At 63.8% G+C, this 20,507-nt stretch carries 25 protein-coding genes and 5 pseudogenes; 16 read left to right on the forward strand and 14 right to left on the reverse strand.

All coding sequences use genetic code 11. From position 1 onward, the window contains the following. Positions 1-17: 17 nt before the first annotated feature. The gene (locus AC1VNX_RS25180; RefSeq protein ID WP_483160360.1) at positions 18-899 is read left to right on the forward strand and encodes a LysR family transcriptional regulator; all 882 of its coding nucleotides are present in this window, start codon (positions 18-20) and stop codon (positions 897-899) included. 144 nt (positions 900-1,043) lie between these two features. On the opposite strand, the gene AC1VNX_RS25185 is transcribed toward AC1VNX_RS25180, so the two are convergent. Then, on the reverse strand, positions 1,044-1,793 hold the full coding sequence (locus AC1VNX_RS25185) for a DUF4303 domain-containing protein (protein ID WP_483160361.1): 750 nt from the start codon (positions 1,791-1,793) through the stop codon (positions 1,044-1,046). A gap of 542 nt (positions 1,794-2,335) precedes the next feature. Then, entirely contained in the window at positions 2,336-2,638 is a 303-nt protein-coding gene (locus AC1VNX_RS25190; protein WP_483160362.1) for a hypothetical protein, read from the reverse strand. 13 nt (positions 2,639-2,651) lie between these two features. On the opposite strand from AC1VNX_RS25190, the pseudogene AC1VNX_RS25195 reads away from it, so the two are divergent. Continuing rightward, a pseudogene (locus AC1VNX_RS25195) lies at positions 2,652-2,868 on the forward strand (tyrosine-type recombinase/integrase); the annotation flags it as partial. 1,324 nt (positions 2,869-4,192) lie between these two features. On the opposite strand, the pseudogene AC1VNX_RS25200 reads toward AC1VNX_RS25195, so the two are convergent. Together AC1VNX_RS25200 and AC1VNX_RS25205 are read right to left on the reverse strand one after the other, a co-directional pair. Beyond that, positions 4,193-4,565, reverse strand: a pseudogene (locus AC1VNX_RS25200) (Hsp20/alpha crystallin family protein). Between the two features lie 280 nt (positions 4,566-4,845). Beyond that, complete coding sequence (locus AC1VNX_RS25205) at positions 4,846-5,070, reverse strand: hypothetical protein (RefSeq protein ID WP_483160363.1); 225 nt, start codon at positions 5,068-5,070, stop codon at positions 4,846-4,848. Between the two features lie 464 nt (positions 5,071-5,534). Here AC1VNX_RS25205 and AC1VNX_RS25210 point away from each other — a divergent pair, with 464 nt between their 5' ends. Further along, a complete protein-coding gene (locus AC1VNX_RS25210) occupies positions 5,535-6,263 on the forward strand; it encodes a putative bifunctional diguanylate cyclase/phosphodiesterase (protein WP_483162011.1) in 729 nt (242 codons plus the stop codon). On the opposite strand, the gene AC1VNX_RS25215 is transcribed toward AC1VNX_RS25210, so the two are convergent. Then, entirely contained in the window at positions 6,216-6,629 is a 414-nt protein-coding gene (locus AC1VNX_RS25215) for a hypothetical protein (protein ID WP_483160364.1), read from the reverse strand. The two genes, AC1VNX_RS25210 and AC1VNX_RS25215, sit on opposite strands and share 48 nt — an antisense overlap. Before the next feature lie 387 nt (positions 6,630-7,016). On the opposite strand from AC1VNX_RS25215, the gene AC1VNX_RS25220 reads away from it, so the two are divergent. The 5 genes from AC1VNX_RS25220 to AC1VNX_RS25240 all read left to right on the forward strand — a co-directional run bounded on the left by AC1VNX_RS25220 (position 7,017) and on the right by AC1VNX_RS25240 (position 10,037). Then, entirely contained in the window at positions 7,017-7,559 is a 543-nt protein-coding gene (locus AC1VNX_RS25220; protein ID WP_483160365.1) for a DUF421 domain-containing protein, read from the forward strand. 11 nt (positions 7,560-7,570) lie between these two features. Continuing rightward, positions 7,571-8,074 carry a DUF421 domain-containing protein gene (locus AC1VNX_RS25225; RefSeq protein ID WP_483160366.1) on the forward strand — a complete coding sequence of 168 codons (504 nt, stop codon included), beginning with the start codon at positions 7,571-7,573 and terminating at the stop codon, positions 8,072-8,074. A 132-nt stretch (positions 8,075-8,206) separates the two neighbouring features. After that, on the forward strand, positions 8,207-8,473 hold the full coding sequence (locus AC1VNX_RS25230) for a hypothetical protein (protein WP_483160367.1): 267 nt from the start codon (positions 8,207-8,209) through the stop codon (positions 8,471-8,473). Between the two features lie 24 nt (positions 8,474-8,497). Next, positions 8,498-9,133 carry a cysteine hydrolase family protein gene (locus AC1VNX_RS25235; protein WP_483160368.1) on the forward strand — a complete coding sequence of 212 codons (636 nt, stop codon included), beginning with the start codon at positions 8,498-8,500 and terminating at the stop codon, positions 9,131-9,133. 31 nt (positions 9,134-9,164) lie between these two features. Continuing rightward, complete coding sequence (locus tag AC1VNX_RS25240; RefSeq protein WP_483160369.1) at positions 9,165-10,037, forward strand: SDR family oxidoreductase; 873 nt, start codon at positions 9,165-9,167, stop codon at positions 10,035-10,037. Between the two features lie 458 nt (positions 10,038-10,495). On the opposite strand, the pseudogene AC1VNX_RS25245 reads toward AC1VNX_RS25240, so the two are convergent. The 3 genes and pseudogenes from AC1VNX_RS25245 to AC1VNX_RS25255 form a co-directional block, all read right to left on the reverse strand. Further along, positions 10,496-10,695: pseudogene (locus AC1VNX_RS25245) on the reverse strand (DUF72 domain-containing protein); the annotation flags it as partial. Positions 10,696-10,882: 187 nt separating this feature from the next. Then, the gene (locus AC1VNX_RS25250) at positions 10,883-11,212 is read right to left on the reverse strand and encodes a four-helix bundle copper-binding protein (RefSeq protein ID WP_483160370.1); all 330 of its coding nucleotides are present in this window, start codon (positions 11,210-11,212) and stop codon (positions 10,883-10,885) included. Continuing rightward, the gene (locus tag AC1VNX_RS25255; RefSeq protein ID WP_483160371.1) at positions 11,209-11,418 is read right to left on the reverse strand and encodes a hypothetical protein; all 210 of its coding nucleotides are present in this window, start codon (positions 11,416-11,418) and stop codon (positions 11,209-11,211) included. The genes AC1VNX_RS25250 and AC1VNX_RS25255 overlap by 4 nt, the downstream gene beginning before the upstream one ends. A 315-nt stretch (positions 11,419-11,733) precedes the next feature. Between AC1VNX_RS25255 and AC1VNX_RS25260 the strand changes: the two genes are divergently transcribed. Further along, complete coding sequence (locus AC1VNX_RS25260; protein ID WP_483160372.1) at positions 11,734-12,225, forward strand: hemerythrin domain-containing protein; 492 nt, start codon at positions 11,734-11,736, stop codon at positions 12,223-12,225. Between the two features lie 5 nt (positions 12,226-12,230). Here the strand turns inward: AC1VNX_RS25260 and AC1VNX_RS25265 are convergent, their stop codons facing one another. Beyond that, positions 12,231-12,596, reverse strand: coding sequence for a divalent metal cation transporter (locus AC1VNX_RS25265; RefSeq protein ID WP_483162012.1), 366 nt, complete (start codon positions 12,594-12,596; stop codon positions 12,231-12,233). A 471-nt stretch (positions 12,597-13,067) separates the two neighbouring features. On the opposite strand from AC1VNX_RS25265, the gene AC1VNX_RS25270 reads away from it, so the two are divergent. From AC1VNX_RS25270 to AC1VNX_RS25300, 7 genes and pseudogenes are all read left to right on the forward strand, one after another. Beyond that, positions 13,068-13,220 carry a hypothetical protein gene (locus tag AC1VNX_RS25270; protein WP_483160373.1) on the forward strand — a complete coding sequence of 51 codons (153 nt, stop codon included), beginning with the start codon at positions 13,068-13,070 and terminating at the stop codon, positions 13,218-13,220. Positions 13,221-13,312: 92 nt separating this feature from the next. Then, positions 13,313-13,648 carry a hypothetical protein gene (locus AC1VNX_RS25275; RefSeq protein ID WP_483160374.1) on the forward strand — a complete coding sequence of 112 codons (336 nt, stop codon included), beginning with the start codon at positions 13,313-13,315 and terminating at the stop codon, positions 13,646-13,648. Positions 13,649-13,866: 218 nt separating this feature from the next. Next, the gene (locus AC1VNX_RS25280; protein ID WP_483156549.1) at positions 13,867-14,298 is read left to right on the forward strand and encodes a hypothetical protein; all 432 of its coding nucleotides are present in this window, start codon (positions 13,867-13,869) and stop codon (positions 14,296-14,298) included. A 40-nt stretch (positions 14,299-14,338) separates the two neighbouring features. Then, positions 14,339-15,103, forward strand: coding sequence for a meso-2,3-butanediol dehydrogenase (gene budC / locus AC1VNX_RS25285; protein WP_483160375.1), 765 nt, complete (start codon positions 14,339-14,341; stop codon positions 15,101-15,103). Positions 15,104-15,117: 14 nt separating this feature from the next. After that, entirely contained in the window at positions 15,118-16,923 is a 1,806-nt protein-coding gene (locus tag AC1VNX_RS25290) for a thiamine pyrophosphate-requiring protein (RefSeq protein ID WP_483160376.1), read from the forward strand. Between the two features lie 143 nt (positions 16,924-17,066). After that, positions 17,067-17,402 (forward strand): annotated as a pseudogene (locus AC1VNX_RS25295) (LysR family transcriptional regulator); the annotation flags it as partial. Between the two features lie 53 nt (positions 17,403-17,455). Further along, positions 17,456-17,776 (forward strand): annotated as a pseudogene (locus AC1VNX_RS25300) (ketopantoate reductase C-terminal domain-containing protein); the annotation flags it as partial. A 432-nt stretch (positions 17,777-18,208) separates the two neighbouring features. On the opposite strand, the gene AC1VNX_RS25305 reads toward AC1VNX_RS25300, so the two are convergent. The 5 genes from AC1VNX_RS25305 to AC1VNX_RS25325 are packed head-to-tail and all read right to left on the reverse strand — an operon-like array spanning position 18,209 to position 20,504. Next, a complete protein-coding gene (locus AC1VNX_RS25305; RefSeq protein ID WP_483162013.1) occupies positions 18,209-18,892 on the reverse strand; it encodes a DUF7227 family protein in 684 nt (227 codons plus the stop codon). Continuing rightward, a complete protein-coding gene (locus tag AC1VNX_RS25310; protein WP_483160377.1) occupies positions 18,822-19,442 on the reverse strand; it encodes a hypothetical protein in 621 nt (206 codons plus the stop codon). The genes AC1VNX_RS25305 and AC1VNX_RS25310 overlap by 71 nt, the downstream gene beginning before the upstream one ends. After that, on the reverse strand, positions 19,439-19,672 hold the full coding sequence (locus AC1VNX_RS25315) for a hypothetical protein (protein ID WP_483160378.1): 234 nt from the start codon (positions 19,670-19,672) through the stop codon (positions 19,439-19,441). Before AC1VNX_RS25315 ends, AC1VNX_RS25310 begins: the two co-directional genes overlap by 4 nt. Beyond that, complete coding sequence (locus AC1VNX_RS25320) at positions 19,669-19,983, reverse strand: hypothetical protein (RefSeq protein ID WP_483160379.1); 315 nt, start codon at positions 19,981-19,983, stop codon at positions 19,669-19,671. The genes AC1VNX_RS25315 and AC1VNX_RS25320 overlap by 4 nt, the downstream gene beginning before the upstream one ends. Next, positions 19,980-20,504, reverse strand: a complete 525-nt coding sequence (locus AC1VNX_RS25325; RefSeq protein ID WP_483160380.1) for a hypothetical protein — start codon at positions 20,502-20,504, stop codon at positions 19,980-19,982. The genes AC1VNX_RS25320 and AC1VNX_RS25325 overlap by 4 nt, the downstream gene beginning before the upstream one ends. Positions 20,505-20,507 lie beyond the last annotated feature (3 nt).

Raw genomic sequence — 20,507 nt, forward strand, 5'->3', positions numbered from 1 at the left:
TTGGAGAAAATGCACAGATGTTCGATTGGGAAGACCTGAGGCATTTCCTCGCTGTCGCCCGGGTGGGCACCCTGTCGGGCGCAGCCCGCGAACTGAAGGTTGACCACGCGACCATCAGCCGCCGATTGACCTCCCTGGAACGCGATTTGCAAGTGCGCCTCGTGGAGCGACTGCCGCGCGCCTGTCGTCTGACCGATGTGGGGTCGCACGTGTTCACGCTGGCACGGGCCCTGGAAGACGACGCGTTCGCCATCGAGCGGGCCGTCCGCGCCAACCAGTCGCCACTCACCGGTCAAGTTTCTGTCAGCGTGCCGCCGGTCTTGGTTGCAAGCTTCCTGGCGCAGCATCTGACCGAGTTCCGCAAACGGTTCCCTGGCATCCAGCTGTCCGTGTCCGGCCAAGCTCAGCAGGTGTCGCTGAGTCGGCGCGAGGCGGACATTGCGGTGCGGCTGGTGCGTCCAACGGAACCGGGCAGCGTCGTGCGGAAGTTGGGAACAATGCCCTTCGCTCTGTACGCGAGCCGGAGCTACGAGGCGCTCCCGCACCCGGAGCTTTGGGAGTTCATTGCCTACGATGCGCGATTCGAAGATATGCCGCAGCAAAAATGGCTTCGTAGCGTTGCGGGCAAGCGCCCTATAGCCTGCGAACTCAGCGAGATCAACGCCCACCACGCGGCAGTTCGTGCGGGCGCAGGTGTGGGCGGGCTTCCCTGCTTCTTGGGCGAAGCAGACGAGACATTGCTTCGCGTGGCCAACGACGGGCCGTCTTTTTCGCGCGACATCTGGCTGGTGGTCCATCGTGACGTGAAAAACGCGGGCCCGGTCCGGGCTGCGATGGACTTTCTCGTTGAGGTGACGGAGCGAAGCTCCGCGTTCAACGCAACCTCAACGCACGGCTGACCGGGACGTCCGCTATCGAGAAATGTGTACAGCCGCCTCGGGCCCGAAGCGCCTGGTCGCCGACAGGCTACAGTGGGCCATGAGGTGACGTTCGATGCCCCCCGCCCAGTTCGCCCGGCAATCGGCCAAGCTCCCAATCGAAGCTCATTCGCAGAGCTTGATCCAGCGTTCGAGTCGACTCACCACGCGAGAAGTGTTGAGTCGGCCGATCGAGCCTTCCATATGCTCGGTGCCTTCGCTTTGGCATAGCAGCACAACCTCTTCACGCGCCTCGCCGGTGCCGAAGAAACCTTCACGGTCGAGCTGTTCCATCGCGGCAATGCAAGCCTCGAAGAGGCCTGCGTGCAGGACGTCGAATTCAACATCGCAAGGCAAGTCGCTGCGGTGGCATGGCAGGATCATGCGGTAAGCGATATCGAGGAACTCACCGCCCTCCTCGTAGGGCCACTCGGCGAAGTGCCAGACCTCGCTTTCATCGTCCATGTCACCCAGAGCGCTCAAGGCGAGACTGCCGGCAGCGTGGACGATGGTCATTGCACCGTCATCGCTGCCAAGCGCGAAAAGGCGAATGGTCTCGTCAGGATGAGCCGCGCGGATGGTCAGGAAGGCGCGGCGAGCACCTTCGCGGATCTCAGTGGTGAGCAAAGGGAAGTCGATGCGAGCGGGATCGTGTATGCCTTCGCGCACCCGTTTGTAGCCCTGCGCCTCGATTTCTTTGCCGCGCTGCACGAGGGCATCCTTTGCGGCTTGGGGACTTGGGAACTCGGCGACCATGGAGTGCCCCATGGTTTTCACCTTCCCGTTTGCACTCCACAGCGAATTATCGAATTGGCGCAGTTCGTGAAAGTCCGTCGGCACCTCGTTTTCGAAGCGGTAGAACAGTGACCAGGTCATGGGCGGGGAACTCCTTCTGGGGGCGCAATGCCGCTATGAAGCTTTTTGTGGACGGCTTTTCAAACGGCTTCTTTCAGCCAAATTTTGCCGGAGCGGCGAACGACCGGTCGTGGCCGACTGTAGCCAAAGGTCCGTCGCGTCGCGGACCCGCAGCAGACGCTCATTCTGGTCGCTGGACTGGAGCGGAGCATTCCCATCGATTCGTTGCCTGGTCGTAAACAACGATGCCACACCTTCGCATCTCCTGTAGCCGCTCGTTGATCGTGACGTCCGCACTCCTACTCGGCGACGCGCCTGCCCGACGCCGAGTAGGAGTGCATTGTCACGGACTCTGCCTCCTGCCTGAATCTCAATGAGCCGAGCTGGGCGCGCAGCGAGGATATCCAAAATTGAAGCATCAAGAGTTGAGAAGTCAGTTTTCACACTCGAATGTCCGATCCTGGCCGAGGCTGTGTGGAAACGCCTTCGGCGCTCCAGCATGCCGAGCATACGCGTGGCGAGGGTCGCCGTCAGTGGGCCCACAACAGATACTCCACCCGCTCTTAAGCGGGCTTACTGCTGACGGTCCTCTCACCTATGTCGGCAAGGATGTCCTTCGCCAACTCCGCTATTTCCTGATTGGGGTCGGCGGCGTACTCGAACAGTTGCGGGCGGCTGCGCGATAACCATACGCCGCAGTTCTTGAAAAGTTGCCGTCTCATCTGGTCGAAGTGAACGCAGCGCCAGACAAGCTCGAGGAGTTCAGTCGTCAGTTCTTCATCGGCTTGAGGCAGGACGTCGAGAAAAAAGGGAGCGCGTGAATCGTTACTGGCGGAAGGCCGATACCACTCGAAACCAGATCGCATCAGAGTTCGCGGCTTGCGCCGCTTCTTCCTTCATGCCGCAATGCAATTCGAGACGGTGAGCCGGTCGATTTCGGAGAAACTCAAGCGGGCGACGCCGCACTGGATGCGACAGACGCATGCGCCCCACGCGTTGGAGCGCGGCATCGAACTGACTACGGTTCGGGACAACCTGCGGCCATGCGTCGGTGGCGACCACCTCGGTCTATCTGCACACCGACGACATAAAATGAGCGCGCCAGAGTGGGGTGGCTTTTCCTGCGAGGCCTGTCTGGAAATTGCAGAGGCTCCGACAACGCAAGCGGAGCGCCAATGAGATCCGGGTTTTGCGCTTCAACCTCTCCGGACCACATCTCTGTTCGTGGCTCTCGGCGGCTGCTTCAGTCCGCCGGGCCCAATAACTCGTCGATTCGACGCATTCCAGCTCGCATCGCGGCTGCGTGCGCGGTCTCCAAGTCTGGACACACCTGGTGAACTTCCACTCGAAAGATCTCATCACCGTCAATGCTGCGGACGATGCAGCTATGTGCGACGAACACACCATCAATTCTCGAAAGAGCGGTCGTGATGTTGAAGTCGCGGTAGCGTGTCGCGACAGGGGAATAGATCGGCTTATTGCGCATCGGGTTCCCTCCGACTTTGTGCGAAGTTTATCGCCGCTCTAGTCTTCAAGGCCGAAGGTGCCCTTGCAGCCAAAGACGTCCACGCGCTGGCGTGAGTAACTGGTTCTTCCAGTCGGTGAGCGGGCGGGAAGGATTGCGGCTGCGGCGAGGGGCCGGCCGCCGCTAACTGACGGTGGTGCGCCACCGCTGAGGTAAGTCGCTGAGAGGCATTTCTCGTGGGCAGCCCATGCAGGCCTCTGATCCTCGCCCTGGTAGTCTCGACCAACCGCCCAGACGCGGGGAACCCCTCACGACGCAACCGCTGTGTAAGCGGCCGGTCGTTCCATCTTGATCCGGCCCGGAGCCGGTGACCATCAAGGGGTGGTCATGGATCCAACGAAGGCGACGCACTCTGCGAGGTCGAAGGAGCTAGCAGCGGGTATTTCTCGGCGTCGGTGCGCAAGCGCCGAGGTATCCGACGCCCACTTGCGGCAGGTTGATCTGCAGATCGATTCCAACTATGCCGCCTTTGGGTGGCTTTTTCATGCCCGCCGTTTTCGTAGTCGCGCAAGCTCGGACCGCCCAAGGGGCGTGATACGTAGGATCAAGGCAGATCGCCTGATCGACTCGCCCGGCTCCGGAAGTCTGGCTTCAATGAAGTTCGCGGCAACCAGGACGGCTGCGCATTGAATGTCGGCCTCGTCGAGAACGGCCAAGGGGAAAGGCGCCTCTTCGATGCGCCGCAAAAAGTCCATCGGCATTCAAAATCCTCGTGATGCACTTTTGCGCACCGGCTATCCGTTACTCCCCAAGGTATATCTTTCGGGACTTTGACCAAGGACTCGTGTAGGCATATGCCTACGGCTAGGATCAGGCGATGACTACGGCAACAGCTACGCTACCCCCAGAGGTACGTACTGTCGCCAGCCCTGCGCGCAGCTGCACGCGCATCCGCTCAGGTCACTGCGACATTGATCCGCCTGGGCTTCGCATGCTCCGCCTTGAGAATCCGCAGCTTCAGGACACCCTGCGCGAGCTCCGCCGACACCTTTTCAGTGTCCAGTTCCTTGCTGAGCGTGAAGACGCGGCGGAATCGTCCCAACCCGACCTCCGTATGGCTGGTCTTCAGGCCATCAGGCACCGTCAGATTCGACTCGGCCTCGATGGTCAAGGTCGCAGCCTCGACGTGAAGGGGAAAGGTTCTCTCGCGCGACGCCAGGGAGATCCGCGTAGAGCGTGATACCGCCTGTGTCCTCGATCACGTCCACCGGCGGCGTCAACGCCGCACTGCCATAGCGCGAGGCCCTCACTTCACCGGCCTCGCCGATAAGGTCTACCGGGCTGTGGCTGCCCAGCCCACAGCCTTCCGGTGGCGAACGATCCCCGAGCGTGCACCCCCCAGCGTCTTGCGGATGGCCTTCGGCGGCACCATGAACGGCACGGACGCCAGCGTGTTGTGATGGCCGCCCGGTGCCTCAGCAGTCGCCAGCCTCGTCTGGCGCCAGAGACGCAGCGAGGTCTCCTGAGTCCCCGCAGACCACTGCACCGCAATGAGGTGCGGGTGTGGGGACGCTCTTCATGTCCGGTCGAATCGCTCGCGTTATCGCGTCATCGCAATTCGCCCGGCTCGCGCATCGCTTCGATAGCGCTGCCCGCCGGCGATCCGGAGAGAAGCTGAAAATCCAGCGCGCCGGAGCCGGCAGCGCGCTCGCGTTGTACGGCAAGGTGCAAAAGCGCAATCGTGGCGATCAGGACCGCCACGGCGACCAGGAGCCAGAACTCCCCGCGCGGCGGTTGTGGGTGCTGATGGCCTTGTGGATCTCGGCTGCTCATGTCTCTCTGTCCTCCAGTGGTGAAGCCATGAGTCTTGTTTCCTCCCGCGCGAGGCGCCGTCGGACAACGCTGAACTGTCCTGTATCCCCGCGTCTGACAACGCGTGGAGGCGCTGAGGCCTTCTGCGTCGAGCGGACAGTCGAAGGAACTGATCGAGGCGGCCGACAAGGCTCTCTACCAAGCCAAGATCGAAGGTCGTGATCGCGTTTGTGCTGCGGTTCATCCGCCAAATTCCTGAATGCTGCGCCTCCGGGCGGAATGCCTTCGCGCGAACCGAGCAGAGCCGATGATGGTTTTCCCAAGAGGATGGGCTTGGTGTTTGCATCGGGGTGCCAGCCTCACCGACTTTGAACTAATACTCAAGAGCCAAGAAGGCGACCACGGCGCTGGAGCTTTTCGGCGCCAGTCCGTACGTCGCGGACGCCGAGACGCTGGAGTCGCTGCGCGTCATCGCATTGCAGATCGTGCAGTACCGGCAGCGCAAGCAGGCCGAGAAGACCCTTCGCTTCATGGCCAGCCACGACGAGCTGACGGGGCTGCTCAACCGCGCGGCGCTGCAGCACGAGCTTGCCCGCGCCATCCGGCGCGCCAACCGGCAGGAGAAGCTGTTCGCCGTGATGTTCGTCGACCTGGACCGCTTCAAGCACATCAACGACACGCTGGGCCACGGCGTGGGCGACGAGATGATCAAGACCTGCGGCAAGCGCTTCACGGCGCTCTTGCGCGACACCGACGTGGTGGCGCGCTTCGGCGGCGACGAGTTCGTGCTGCTGATGGAGAACCTCGACAGCGCGAGCGAGGCCGCGGTGCTCGCCGAAAAGATCCTGGAGTGCTGCGCCGAGCCCTTCGTCATCGAGGGACGCGAGCTGCACGTCAGCGCCAGCGTGGGCGTGAGCGTCTATCCGGAGAACGGCGGCGATGCCGAGACGCTTTTGAAGAACGCCGACACCGCGATGTACCGCGCCAAGGAAAAGGGCCGCAACACCTACCGCTTCTACGCCGCGAAGATGAATGCGCAGAGCACCGAGCAGTTGATGCTGGAGAGCGCGCTGCGCCATGCGCTGGAGCGCGGCGAGCTGGAAATGCACTACCAGCCGAAGATGAACCTGCAGACGCAGCGCATCGTCGGCGTGGAGGCGCTGATGCTAGCCGCCGCGAACACCGATGGCGCTCCGCAGCCGGCCGAGGTCTAGCGCATCGGACTCGACGAAGATGAGGTCCTCGGTGACACCCGTGACGTTGTCGGCAATGCCGATGACGAAATCGCGGGCGAATGTCGAGTGCAGCTTCGCCAAGTACCCGGCAACGCGCTCAACATCTCCAAACCATCCCTCAGGCTCGGCGCCTGGGTCTGGCAGTGCCAAGTCGATGCCAAGGTCCCAGTCGGGTAAGTCGTCAGGGTGGCCGCCGGACACATCTGTCTTCTGATTCACCACGGTCGGCCTTGAAGTGACCCAGCCTGGCGCAACGGCAAGCTGGACAAGCCTTTCCTCGATGGGCACGGCGACGTCTTCTAGGTCAGAGCCGTCCACGTACGCATACAGGGTGTGTCGTTGCATGGTCTTACTGGAAAGTGGCCCGGAAAGTCTGGTTGTGGCCGACTATCGCCGGTCGTGCCAGCGTCGTGATGAAGCAAAAATCGAACATCGTAGCGAACGGCTATGGACGCCAGCCAAGGCTTCCAACTAGGAACTTGGCGTATCGCCCATTGGATAGGGTCTGGTATCGCGAATATCAGCAGCGCCTCGACTTGTCTTTGCGCTACGCAGGCCAGCATCGAGTCGGCTGGCGCGCGTCCTTTGCTTGTGAAACAACGTGCAGCCTATTCGCCCTGTATCCACATCTTCGGCGCCTACAAACTGCTGAAGTCCTCGCCGACATGGTGCGTATGCGATTCGCTCTACGTTGTGTACCGATTTGCAGACTCCAGGACATATCGAGCAGTCATGAGCGAAGTTGCCGATCTTTTTGGCCGTGAGTTTCCGGTATGGCACATGGTGGTGCGCGGCACGGTGGTGTACTGGTTTCTGCTTCTGGTGTTCCGCTTCGTGCTTCGGCGTGACATCGGCTCGATGGGTGTGGCCGACCTGCTCTTCGTGGTGCTGGTCGCCGACGCGTCGAGCAACGCGATGCAGGGCGAATACAAATCCGTCGATGACGGCCTCGTGCTGCTCGCAACGCTCGTCGCCTGGAACTTCGCGCTGGACTGGTTGAGCTTCCACTTCGAGCCGGTCGCGCGCTTCCTGGAGCCGCGCCCCGAGGTGCTCATCCGCAACGGCCGGCTGAACCGGCGGGCGCTCAGGCGCGAGATGATCAGGACGGACGAGCTGCTCGGCAAGCTGCGCGAGCAAGGCGTGGCGGATTTCTCGGAGGTGCGCGTCGCGCGACTGGAGAGCGACGGAACGCTCAGCGTGTTCAAGAAAGAGAAGAAGCAGGCTTGCGACGACAGCTATCAGGCCCCCAAGCCCTCCAAGCCTCCGGTGCAATAGCGACGACAGTGATGACGACGGCGATGCAGTTCATCGACTGGCTCTTCGGCGAAGGCTCGGAGCTCACTCCGTGGCAGATGGCCGCGCGGGCGCTGGTCGTCTTCTTCCTCGCGCTGGGGATGATCCGCGCCTCGGGCCGGCGGTCGTTCGGGCAGCAGAGCCCCTTCGACACCTGCATCACGGTGCTGCTGGGCGCGGTGCTGAGCCGCGCGGTAGTCGGCGCCTCGCCCTTCTGGAGCACCATGGCGGCTGGCGCGGCGCTGGTCGTCACGCACCGGCTGGTCGCTCTTGCCGGCATGCGGTGGCAGGGTTTTGAGGACCTGATCAACGGTCACAAGATCACACTGGTGCGCGACGGCCGAATGGACGAATACGCGATGCGCCACGCGCTGGTGTCGCGCAAGGACCTCAACGAAGCCCTGCGTCAGCAGGCCGGTGGCGTGCCGTTGGAGGAGGTCGAACGCGCGGTGCTGGAGCGCGACGGTAGGCTGAGCATCGTCAAGCGACGGTCTTGAGCCGTATGTAGCCCAGACCGCTCACGTAAGAAACCACCGACCCGCAGCGACGGCGATTCCTTCGCCCGCATGCGCAGGCGCTGCGAACACTGGTGCGCTGGATTCCCCTTCATCCCAGACAAGGAGCACGCCATGAGCAGTAGCAACAACATCCGCGTCACGGGCACCGGAGACGGCACCCGCCCCACCACCAGTGGCGGCGTGGACAACATCGGCGGCGCGGAGTACTTCACTGCACGCAAGACCAAAGCCGGAGAAGACGTCGGGGGCCCCGCGCCGCGCGAGCGCATGCAGGACAAGAAAAAGGACGTGGAGGGCACGAAGCACGACGACTCCGCGCCCTTCGGCCTGACCGAAGATCTCTCGCCTCAGACCATTCGCGACCCCGGCAAGGGTTGAGCGAGCGGCCTTTCCGGTTTGAGCATGGCCGCGCCTCGCCGTCTCTCCGCCAGTTCGTCGCCGCCGCGCGGCGCGCTGGCGGTCGAGGCGGCTAACGGTGAAACCGCCCTGCTCATCATCGACATGATCAGCTGCTGGGACTTTCCCGACGCCCACAGGCTGCTGCCCGCCGCCGCGGCGGTCGCGCCCGCCATCGCGGCCCTGAAGCGCCGGTGCAAGGCGCGGGGCGTGCCTGTGATCTACGCCAACGACAACCGCGGCCGCTGGCGTTCCGACTTCAGCGCGCTGGTGGACCTGTCGATGGCTGGCGGCGGCCTTGGGGCGACCGTCACTGCCGGCCTCGCGCCTGACCACGACGACTACTTCGTGCTGAAGCCGCAGCAATCCGCCTTCGTCGCCACGCCGCTCGAACAGCTGCTGGGCGTTCTGCAGGCGCGTCGCCTCATCGTGAGCGGCGTGGCCAGCGACCAGTGCGTGCTGAGCACGGCCTCCGACGCGCGCATGCGCGGCTTCGAGGTGGTGCTTCCGAAGGACTGCACCGCCACGCAGACGGACAGGCGCCACGCGATGCTGCTGGAGCAGTGCGACACGGTCTTCGGCATCGCGACCACCCCCGGCTCGCGCATCCGTCTGCCCGCCGGGCGAAAGCGCAAGCCATGAGACCCCTGTTTCATTCCGTCTGGAGAAAGTCATGACACATCCCATGCAATCCGGCCCGAAGCCTCCTTTCGACACGCCTCGCCAGGCGCCGCCCGGCCTTGAATCGCGGATGGAACCGCCGCCGGACTTCGGCGAGTCTTCATACGTCGGCTCCGGCAAGCTCATCGGAAAGGCCGCGCTCATCACCGGCGGCGACAGCGGCATAGGCCGCGCCGTGGCGCTCGCCTTCGCGCGCGAAGGTGCGGACGTGCTGATCTCCTACCTTGCCGAGGAAGAATCTGACGCCCGGCGCACCGCAGAACTCATCGAGAAGGAGGGCCGCACCTGCGTCGCCATGCCCGGCGACATCCGCGAGGAGTCCCATTGCAGGAAGCTGGTGGACACCGCCATGGAGCGCTTCGGCAAGCTCGACGTCCTGGTGAACAACGCGGCCTTCCAGATGGCGCACAAGGACCTGGCCGAGATCACGGCTGAGGAGCTGGACCGCACCTTCCGAACCAACGTCTACGCCAACTTCTTTCTCTGCAAGGCGGCGGCGGCCTGCATGAAGCCGGGCAGCGCCATCATCAGCACGGCATCGGTCAACGCCGACAAGCCCAACGCCACGCTGGTGGCCTACGCCGCGACCAAGGGCGCGATCCAGAACATGTCCGGCGGCATGGCCCAACTGCTGGCCGAAAAGGGCATCCGCGTGAACTGCGTGGCGCCGGGCCCGTTCTGGACGCCGCTGATTCCATCGACGCTGCCGCCCGACAGGGTGAAGAACTTCGGCATGCAGACGCCGATGAAGCGACCAGGCCAGCCAGCGGAGCTGCAGGCGGTGTACGTACTGCTTGCTTCCGACCAGGCGAGCTATATATCCGGGGCCACGGTGGCGGTGACCGGAGGCGTGCCCTTTATCTGAGCGCGAGGCCGCGCCAGCAAGGGAGCCAAGGCGTATGTACGCATACATCCAGCCAGGCGCACGGAACTTGGCGCTCATGCGGCCTGGACCGAATCGCGGCCCTGGAAAGCGTGGGGCCCGTCGGGCTGTACTGGCGTCGACCGGGAAAACGCCGGCCGCAGTTCGTCATCAACCACCCGTTCTATGCGCAATCCGCCTTCAGCATGGTCCGGTATGCAGTGCGCTCAGGCGCCACTTCGTACACCACTACGCTCGTGAATCCATCGCATGGCCTGCTGTTCGCCATGACGCAGCGCTTCGGCCTCCGTGGCGTAGGCGGCATTGTCCGTATCGGCGGGAAGCCGGATGTTCTCTTCATCCGAATTGCCTGAGCGGCAGAAAACTACGGGCTCGTAGACCCCGCGATCGGTACGCCGAGTGCCACAGGAAACGAGCCAACCGCGGTAGTCGAAGGTGAGAAGCGCGAAGACGAAGCCCTCGGGCGTCTGCTCCAGGCGCGATACGACTCTAGGCGCTGCAGCGAGTAGAAGGAGGCGTTGATCTCGATGGTCGAGAACATCCGCGACGCAAAGGCCAGTTCGTCCCACTGCGCCAAGCCCCGGATAGAAGCGGCCGCGCCAGGCGCATAGCGCCAGCCGGAAATTCCGATGCGCGTCACTTCAGGGCATTGCGCGGCTTGCTGTGCGGGGAGGAATCGGGCTTTGGCCTCTTCGTATCGCCGGGCAGCTCCACGGGGGTCCGGCCGTCCGGATTCGCAGCTTTCTTCGGCTCGGGCGTCTTCGATGGGCTGCCCGGTGAATGGATGCTTCTTCGTTGAGTCATGTGAACCCTCTGGGTGAGGTGCGTCAGGCCGCAGCCGTGTGTCGGCACTCGGCTTCGCATTGGCGGCAGGCCTGCGCACAACGCTGGCAATGCTCGGCATCGTGGCGACTGCATTCATCGCCGCAGGACTTGCAGATGTCGGCGCACAGGGCGCAGATGGAGCCCACGTTCTCGCTGTTGCGGGCCATGGCGCCAACCGCGAGCGTGCACACGGCCGCGCAGTCGACATCGAGTGCGATGCAGCGCTCCATGCCTTCCATTCTTTCCTGGATGCATCCAGCCGCACTGCGTTGGCACGCCAGTGCGCACACATTGCACAGCGTGATGCACCGGTCCAGATCGACCGCGTTCATCGCATGCCTCCGCCTCGACGGATCTGCGTCTGGTTGTCGCTGCCGATGTGGTTCTCGCAGTCGCGCCGGCTTTCTGTTGCGTGGCGCTTCACGTCTTCCGGTGCCGGCGTCGGTATGCGCTGCCGGTTATCTGCGTTGTCGCGATCGCCCGGCGCTGCGTCCTGGCGGGACGGGTTCTTGTCGTGAGACGGATTCGTGTCTTTCATCGTGGCTCCTTGAGGTGAGTTGCGGGAAGAGACATCTTTTTCTGTCCGATGGGGATGGCCGGGATGTGGGAGAACGGCTCATCTGTCCGCCGTCCATCCCTTGGCTCCGCCTACATGAGGCCGCAAGGCGATGCCGACCCCCGCGCGGTCGTACCTTGCAAGCGTCACCGGTGTTTCGGCTTGTTGCTCAGGAAGATGTGCGCCGCCGGTCACGTCCGATGCCTTCCTACGCCGGGCAGCAGTCGCGCGCTCCATCTTGCGGGCTCCTTCTTCTTTTGTCCCTCGATTCCCCTCAACCCACCTATGGAGCCCACGATGCCAACGACCCGCCGCGCCACGCCCGATGCCTGCAGCCTTCTCGATACCGACCACAAGAACGTGAAGAAGCTCTTCACTTCCTACGACGACCTCGCCCACTCGCGCTCCGCTAGCGCACCCGACAAGAAACGCGAGCTCGCGATGCAGATCTGCATGGAGCTGCAGGTGCACACGCAGATCGAGGAAGAGATCTTCTATCCCGCTCTGCGTGAAGCCATCAGCGAGACCGACCTGCTCGACGAAGCCGAGGTGGAGCACGCCAGCGCCAAGGAACTGATCGCGCAGATCCAGGACGCGACCGAGATCGACGAGAAGTTCGACGCCAAGGTGAAGGTGCTCGGCGAGTACATCGACCATCACGTGAAGGAAGAGCGCAACGAGATCTTCGTGAAGGCACGCGCGGCGCGTGGGATCGACCTCGTCGCCATGCGAGAGCTGCTTGCGCAGCGCAAGGAAGAACTGATGGCGGAGATGGAGGTAATGGCCTGACCAGATCAGGACCACGCCGTCGCAAGTGTCGCCACGGCCGCCATCAGCATCACGCCGGTGGCCACCCAGCCCACGATCTTTAGGCGGCGCGCAATCACCAGATCGCCCATCACCTTGCGGCTCGACGCTGCCAGCATCACGCCGATCATGATCGGCACCGAGGCCAGCGCGTTGATGATGGCGGCGTAGACCAGCGCCGTCATCGGGCTGATGCCCGACAGGCCGATGGCCAGCCCGATCAGCATCGCGGCGGCAAGGATGGCGTAGAACGCCGGGGCCTTGCCCGGCGCGCGGTCTAGCCCCTTGCGAACACCGAGCAGGCTCGCGAGCGCATACGCTGCCGACCCAGCCAGCACGGGCAGCGCGAGCAGGCCCGTGCCTGCTTGAGAATATCGATGCCTGTTTCAACAGAAATATCCGGACGGCACAGCACGAGTTTGCATCGGTGCCGGCCACTCAAAACAATTTCTCTCGTCGCGGAGAAATTGTCCTCGTCACTTTTCTGTCGATAGACCGTGCAGGTCCACAACCCTGATCGGCCTTTGTAGGCGTAAGTCTCTCCGTCCATGGCACACCTCCGTACTCAGTACAGGCGTGCTATCAGGATCGATGGATTGATGCGAGCAACAAGTGAACCCACCATACGCGCACCGCTCGCTCATGCCAATCGAATTCTCGGCGAAAAGGCTTCTCGATACTGTGCAGACGCCCGCGTCCCTCTGACGAGGCAACTGGATTCCCTCGGCTCCCTCAGCGCGAAGTGAAGTTGTCCGACACAAGCGCCTGCGGCTGCGACACAGATTGGATTTCTTTCGCCAACACGCAAAGGAAAGGAGTCTCCAATGATCCGAAAACTTGCTTCGGGGGAATACCGCCTCTATTCGCGCAAGACCGATCCAAGGACCGGCAAGCGCCGTAATCTGGGCACATTCAACTCGCGAGAAGAGGCGCAGCAGCACGAGCGCGAGATTCAGTATTTCAAGCGCCACAGCTGAACAATCGAAGAGGCACCGCGTGCATTGCTCTGGATCTCAAGCAAAGCGGAAAGCACCCAAAAATCAGCCCGTCCACCATGCCGGGACCTTGCTTGAAGTTCGTCGTCGTTGCCCTGATCTGTCTGGTTTCGAGTCAGGCGAGTGCGCAAGCACTCTTCCCTCTTCCGGCGGAAATCGATGCGACCAAGCCCAAGGGCGAAGGCAACTCAAGCAAGGCCGCCGAGGCAGCAAGGCTGGAAGCCATCTACCGCGCCGCCCTGAAGAAATGCGACGACCTGAAGGGCGCAACCGAAAGATCCGCCTGCGCGGCACAAGCCGAGGCGGACAAGGCCAGGGGCGGCGCGAACAGCGATGCGTCTCTTCCAGACAAACCGGTCGCGCCGGTCATCGCACCGAACGACCAGCCCCCGACCAGGAGCACCAGGTGAGCAGCTCCCCTGGCGCATGGGTCACCGGCCTCGCGTCAGCACGCACTGACGGCCGCATCGCCCAGCGTCCTATCGACGCATCCGTGGTGCTTTCTAGTCTGGACCTCATGCGCCGGACAACCAGAGCCGGGTGAGCTGCCAGCCTGATCGGCAACCCGATCCCTCCTCCCCGGTTCCATCCTGTGTGCAACGAGCGCCGGCGTTCCAAGGAGATGGACATGAAGAAACTCGTCTACAGCTGTATTGCCGCATCCTGTCTCACGGTGCTTTCGGCCCATGCGCAGATGAACGCGCCCACGGCACCCGCTGCCGATCCCGCAGTTGCCGAGCTGAAGGCGGGCCGCGACAAGATCGCCGCCGACTACAAGGCCGACCGCGCAGCCTGCGATGCGATGAAGGACAACGCCAAGGACGTCTGCGTGGAAGAGGCCAAGGGCAAGGAAAAGATCGCCAAGGCCGAACTCGACCAGAAGGTCCGGCCCAGCGACAGCGGCGCCCGCAAGCTGGCGGAAGCCAGGGTCGAGGTGGCCTACAGCATCGCCAAGGAAAAGTGCGACGACCAGAAGGGCGATGCCAAGTCCGCTTGCATGAAGCAGGCCAAGGCGCAAGAGGACAAGGGCAAGGCCGACATCAAGGCCATGAAGAAGTAAGGCCCGCAGATCACCCGAACACATGATCGTGAGGATCGATATGCAACGTTTCAAGGATCGCGTCGTCATCGTGACCGGCGCGGGCAGCGGCATTGGCGAAGCCACCGCGCATCGTTTTTCGCGGGAAGGCGCGAACGTGGTGCTCGCGGGGGACACGCTTGCCAAGCTGCAGCATGTGGCACGTGAGTTGCCGGACGAACGCACCCTGGTGAAGTTGACCGATGTGTCCAGCTTCAGCCAGGTGCAGGCACTGGTGGATGCGACCATCGAGCGCTTCGGCGCGCTGCACGTGCTCTTCAACAATGCCGGCATCGCGGTCGAAGGCACGGTCACGCAGCCGCCGCTGGAAGATTGGAACCGGATCATGGCAGTCAACGCCGGCGGCGTGTTCCACGGCTGCCGCGCGGCCATGCCGCATCTGGTGCGCAGCAGGGGCTGCATCGTGAACACCGCTTCGGTCTCCGGCCTGGGCGGCGACTGGGGCATGGGTTTCTACAACGCGTCAAAGGGCGCGATCGTCAACTTCACCAAGGCTCTCGCGCTGGACCACGGCAAGAGCGGCGTGCGGGTGAACGCCGTGTGCCCCAGCCTCACCTTCACGCCGATGACCGAGGACATGAAAGGCGACAACGCGCTGATGGCGAAGTTCGCCGAGCGCATCCCGCTCGGGCGCGGTGCCGATCCCTCGGAGATCGCGGCCGTGGTTGCCTTTCTGGCGAGTGACGATGCAAGTTTTGTCTCGGGCGTCGCGATGCCGGTGGATGGCGGGCTGATGGCGTCCAACGGCCAGCCCGACATGGGCTGAGGAGCGGCACCACCATGGCAACGAACACAGTCGGCGACTTCGTCGTCGAACGCATGCACCAATGGGGCGTGCGCCGCATCTACGGCTATCCGGGCGACGGCATCAACGGAATCGTGGGCGCGCTCGACCGTGCCGATGGCGCCATCGAATTCGTGCAGGCCCGCCACGAGGAACTGGCCGCGTTCATGGCCTGCGCGCACGCCAAGTTCTCTGGCGAGGTGGGCGTATGCCTCGCGACTTCGGGACCGGGCGCCATCCACCTGCTGAACGGTCTGTACGACGCCAAGCTCGACCACCAGCCGGTGGTGGCACTGGTCGGACAGCAGAAGCGCAGCGCGCTTGGCGGTGACTACCAGCAGGAAGTGGATCTCGTCTCGCTCTTCAAGGACGTTGCCCACGAGTTCGTGCAAATGGCCACCAGCGCCGAGCAGGTGCGGCACCTGATCGACCGCGCGATGCGCATCGCGCGCGACCGGCGCACAGTGACCTGCGTGATCTTTCCGAACGACCTTCAGGAGTTTCCCGCGGTGCCGGTGCCGCCACGCGAGCACGGCACGGTGCACAGCGGCATCGGCACCACGGTGCAGTCGGTGGTGCCGCCGCCCGATGCATTGCAATACGCAGCGGACATCCTGAACGCAGGGCGCAAGGTGGCGATCCTCGCCGGCGCGGGCGCGCTCCATGCGGGCGACGAACTCATCGCCGTGGCCGAGCGGCTGGGCGCGGGCATCGCCAAGGCGCTGCTCGGAAAGGCCGCGGTGCCCGACGACCTTCCCTTCGTGACAGGCGCCATCGGCGTGCTCGGTACACGGCCCAGCTCGTGGATGATGGAAGAGTGCGACACACTGCTGATCGTTGGCTCGTCATTTCCCTATGCCGAGTTCCTGCCTGAGGAAGGCCAGGCGCGCTGCGTGCAGATCGATACCGATGCGCGCGCCTTGGGCCTGCGTTACCCGGTGGAGCTGGGTCTGATGGGCGACAGCAGCGCCACGCTGGCGGCGCTTCTGCCGCTGCTGGAGCCCAAGGGCGAGGCGTCGTGGCGCGAATCCCTCAAAAGCCAAGTCGCGCACTGGTGGCGCGTGCTCGAGGCACGCGCGCACGTGCCGGCATCACCGATCAACCCGCAGCGGGTGTTCTGGGAGCTCTCGCCCCGCCTGCCCGACTACGCGGTGCTCACCTGCGACAGCGGCTCGGCCGCCAACTGGTATGCGCGCGACGTCAAGCTTCGCCGCGGCATGAAAGCCAGCCTCTCCGGCGGTCTGGCGACCATGGGGCCGGCAATACCGTATGCGATCGCGGCGAAGCACGTCCACACCGAGCGGCCCGTCATCGCGCTGCTGGGCGACGGCGCGATGCAGATGAACGGCATCAACGGCCTCATCACCATCGCGCGGCTGTGGCGCGACTGGGTCGATCCGCGGCTCGTGGTGATGGTCTTGAACAACCGCGACCTGAACCTCGTGAGCTGGGAGCAGCGCGTACTCGGCGGCGACCCGAAGTTCGAGGCGTCGCAGGAATTGCCCGACTTTCCGTATGCGCGCTTTGCGCAGATGCTGGGGCTGGGAGGCATCCGCGTAGACACGCCCGAAGCCATCGGCGGCGCATGGGACGCGGCCTTCGCGGCCGACAGGCCCGTGCTGCTCGAAATGGTGACCGACGCCGCGGTGCCGCCATTGCCACCAGACGTTTCCCTGGCGCAAGCCAAGGCGTATTTCTCCGCGCTGTGGCAGGGAGACCCCGAGGGCATGCGCACGCTGAAGGCGGTGATACGGGAATACTGGGCCAGCTTCACGGCCGGGCGGCTGGAAACGACTTCCTGAGCCGCCTCTTCAGGTCACCTTATTTCCTGGCCATGCCCGCTTCGAGGGTGTGCGCATGTTGCAGAGACTTCACAAGTTCGGTGGCCTGAAGGCAGGCAACTTCTTCAGCGACGCATTCCTGCCGCGCTGAAGCGACCCAGCGCGATGTGTCCGTGTCGCTGATCAGCCAGGCGATTCGCCGTCTGGAGGAACAGATGGGGGTCACGCTCCTGACAAGAACCACGCGCAGCGTCACCCCCACCGCTGCCGGGTTGGAGCTGCTCAGTGAGCTGGAGCCGGGCCTGGCGTTGATTCACAAGGCGGTGGAGCGGCTCAACCAGCATCGCGACTCCCCCTTTGGCACCCTCAGGATCAATGCACCCGCACCGGTCGCCCAGTTCCTGCTGGCCGGTCTGGCCGCTCGCTTCGTGGCGATGCACCGGGGCGTTTCCATGGAGATCACTGCGGACGCCGCAATAACCGATATCGTGCGCGATGGCTTTGACGCAGGCGTGCGCATCGACAAGGATCTGCAGCAGGACATGGTGGCCGTGCGCATCGTCGCTCGGGCATGCTCGGCCGGTCCGACATCTCCAGGCTCACCCTGGTCTATCTGCAGGAATGTCTGGCGGTGGCCCGCGCCGAGGGCGCCGAGCTTGGCGACGAGGTGCCGCAGGCGATCCTCGACAAGTTCCAGGCGTCTCCCGCCGACATGGGCACATCCATCCTCACGGATCGCGAAGCCGGCCGTCCGCTCGAATGGGACATTCGCAACGGCGTCGTCTCACGGCGCGGTCAGGCTCACAACATTCCAACACCCATCAGCGACGTCTTGGTGCCGCTGCTCGCGGCTGCGAGCGACGGTCCTGGCTGACTCCTTGTCTGCGCTATCCGTACTTCCACTGGGTCAGCGTCAAATCCTCGAACGCCCCGTTGAAAGGCGGGTCCGGTGCTTCATTTGGGCGGGGCCGATGCGCTCATCTGCCACGCAAGACGCGACTCTGCTTCCCCAAAAACAATTTGGCTGACCGAATGAGTGCCTCTTCAAGGATCAGATCCTTGAAGAGGCACTCAGACTCACGCTCAATCCCCTCGGCTGTGCAATCGGTCACTCAATCGATCCATGTCGTACTCATTCACCAACATGGCCAGATGAGTCTCTTGCTGCGTGGCCCGCTGGACTTCTTCTAGGCGATATGGATCACACTGCTTGCGCATAAGCATGACACGATCCACCTGTTGTAGGAATGCCTCGTCGAGCGCAACGTGTTGTTCTTCCCCCCTTCTTTTTTTACGTCGACGGGCCTCATAGGGGCGCTTCCCCGAAGAACACCGTTTGCACCCTCTTCGCTTCGGCCCCATGCGCTGGAAAGCCCACGATTGCGAGGCGATCGCGCTGCTGGCAGATCCCACAATTCAGGCAGTCGGTGTTCCCCAGGCTAGCTGGGCACACGATGACTGGACGGCCTGCGGGCGTGCGCACTGGCTTGGTGGTGTCCTTGGGCAGGACGACTACAACGGGCGCGACGCCGCGGTCCGCATACATGTCGGCCTGGCCCAACGTTTCGGCACTGAGGTTGACCGTGAAGCCAAGTCGGTTCGCGTTGAGGACGGCCGCCTCGTTTTTGGGTGTCGGCGGATAGTGGGTATATGTGAACCCGCGTCGCCCCCTATTGGCCATTGCCAGCCTGTTGAGCAACCTGGCGTCGATCACGCCCGGCGAGGATGGTGTCAGATCCCCCGCCTGGTTATGCCGCCACAGCGCGTGGCGCCGAAGCGTGGAGATATCCTGAAGCAACTCATCGAAGCTGCCACCGCGTTCTCCGTCAGAGACGGCCCGCCAGTGCAAGGCCAAGGGCCCGCTTTCGGCATAGCAGCCGTTGCGCTTGAGACTGCAGCCCGGGGGGCACGAGTTCGCGCTAGTCGTGGTGACGGGAATCGGGCCGGTCTTCGCATTGCGGCTGATCCGGGTGAAGTGGTACGTGAAAATGGATGGCGGCGTGGCCGCAGCGACGGATCGCTGCGGTCGACCGCACGAATGCATGGAGGCCAAGTTCAGCTCCTCTATATGGGGGAAGTACCCCGAGCGCGGCAAAGAAACGAACGCGCGCCCTCCCCTGCCCTTCAGGCGCGGAAGGATTCGGGGTCGCGCAGAAACAGAAAAAGGACCCGAAGGTCCAAAAAAGCCAGTGATGGCCCGGCGCGAGCGCCAGGGCGGCGCTCGGGTCAATCGACTGATCGCCAGTGATTGACTTCAGCTGGCAGAAGACGCAGAGGAATTCTCGGAAGCCGATCCCGGTGAGCCGGTGCTCCTCACCAAGCCTTCGCGCCAGCTTCGCGCGCACCTCGAGCGCGCAGCCATGCCAGGCATGGCCACTCACGAGCGTGGTGTCCAGGGCCTCGGGGGTGGCGGCCGCGACCCTCTGCGAGTACACGTCCAGCGCCTGCAACACAAAGACCTGGATCAACGCCCCGTGGGCGCTGAACTGCATCAGGTCCGTGACGAACTCGACATTGGTCGGAGGTGACGATCGCTTCATGCGCCACCGCCATCTGCTTCGCACGCCGAGTGCCGGATCTCGAAGCCGGCACCGGGGATCGAGCCCGGATCGAGCAGCATGATCAGGTCGCTCGCAATGCCTTGGTGCAGGGATGCCCAGCCCTCCTCGGTGAGCCCTTCCTTGGAGGCTTGCGCGCAGGCCGCACGGCGCAAGGCTTCTTCGTCGAAGACCTCGATGTCCGCCGTGAACACCAGGGACAGGCCACTCATGGCATCTTCTCCTTCGACGTGATAGGAGAGATCTCGGCGCCAAAGACCAGCGCTGAATTCTCGAGGCTGGGCGGTCCGTTCTGGCGCACCCACCAGGGCGGCGGGTCATGGGGCACGGACATCACGCCGAGGTAGCCGTCCAGCGTCGCGTAGCCCACCACCTTGGCGCGGCCGATGTCGTTGATGCGAATCAGAATGTCGGCGCCAGTCGCGGGCACCTCGAACTCGGCCGACCACTTGAGCTGGTCGGTCGCCGCGAGGTTGCGGGTGTAGGGCGGCACCGTTTCGCGCCGCTGGAAATCGTTGTTCATGGTCGGGATTCCAGAGATGGCAGCACCGTGGCGCGGCCGAGTTGTCGGGATTTGAGGCGGAAGACGAGGCCGTCGCTCTCCCGCGCGACGTCCCAGCCCCGGCGTCCGAGGCTGCGGCGCAGCACATAGGTGTGGTCGCCGTAAGCGACGCGCAGGCCTGGCCGGATCGCCGCCCGCCTGGCCATCCGGTTCGCGTGGAAGGCACGCACCTGCTCGCGCCAGGCGCCGGCATATCTGCTCATGGGCGCGTCCGCCTGCTCGAGGAAAGCGAGTGGGCAGTCGTAGTAGCAAGGCCCGACGGTCTCGTCCATGCTCCTGACGGCCGCCTCGCCATGCCGGCAGTCGATCAGCGTGAGGCCGATCCACTTGCGTCCGGCGTTGTCTCCGGTGCGGGTCTGGGCCAGGAACCACAATCGGTTGCCGATCACGCGGTGCGCCAACACCGTGCCACGGGTGCCGACGCTGGCCAGTTCGTCATGGACGGCCTGGTCCTTGGTAGCGCAGTAGACGATGGTGCCCATGTC

Source organism: Variovorax sp. TLI9-5A, assembly GCF_056867935.1.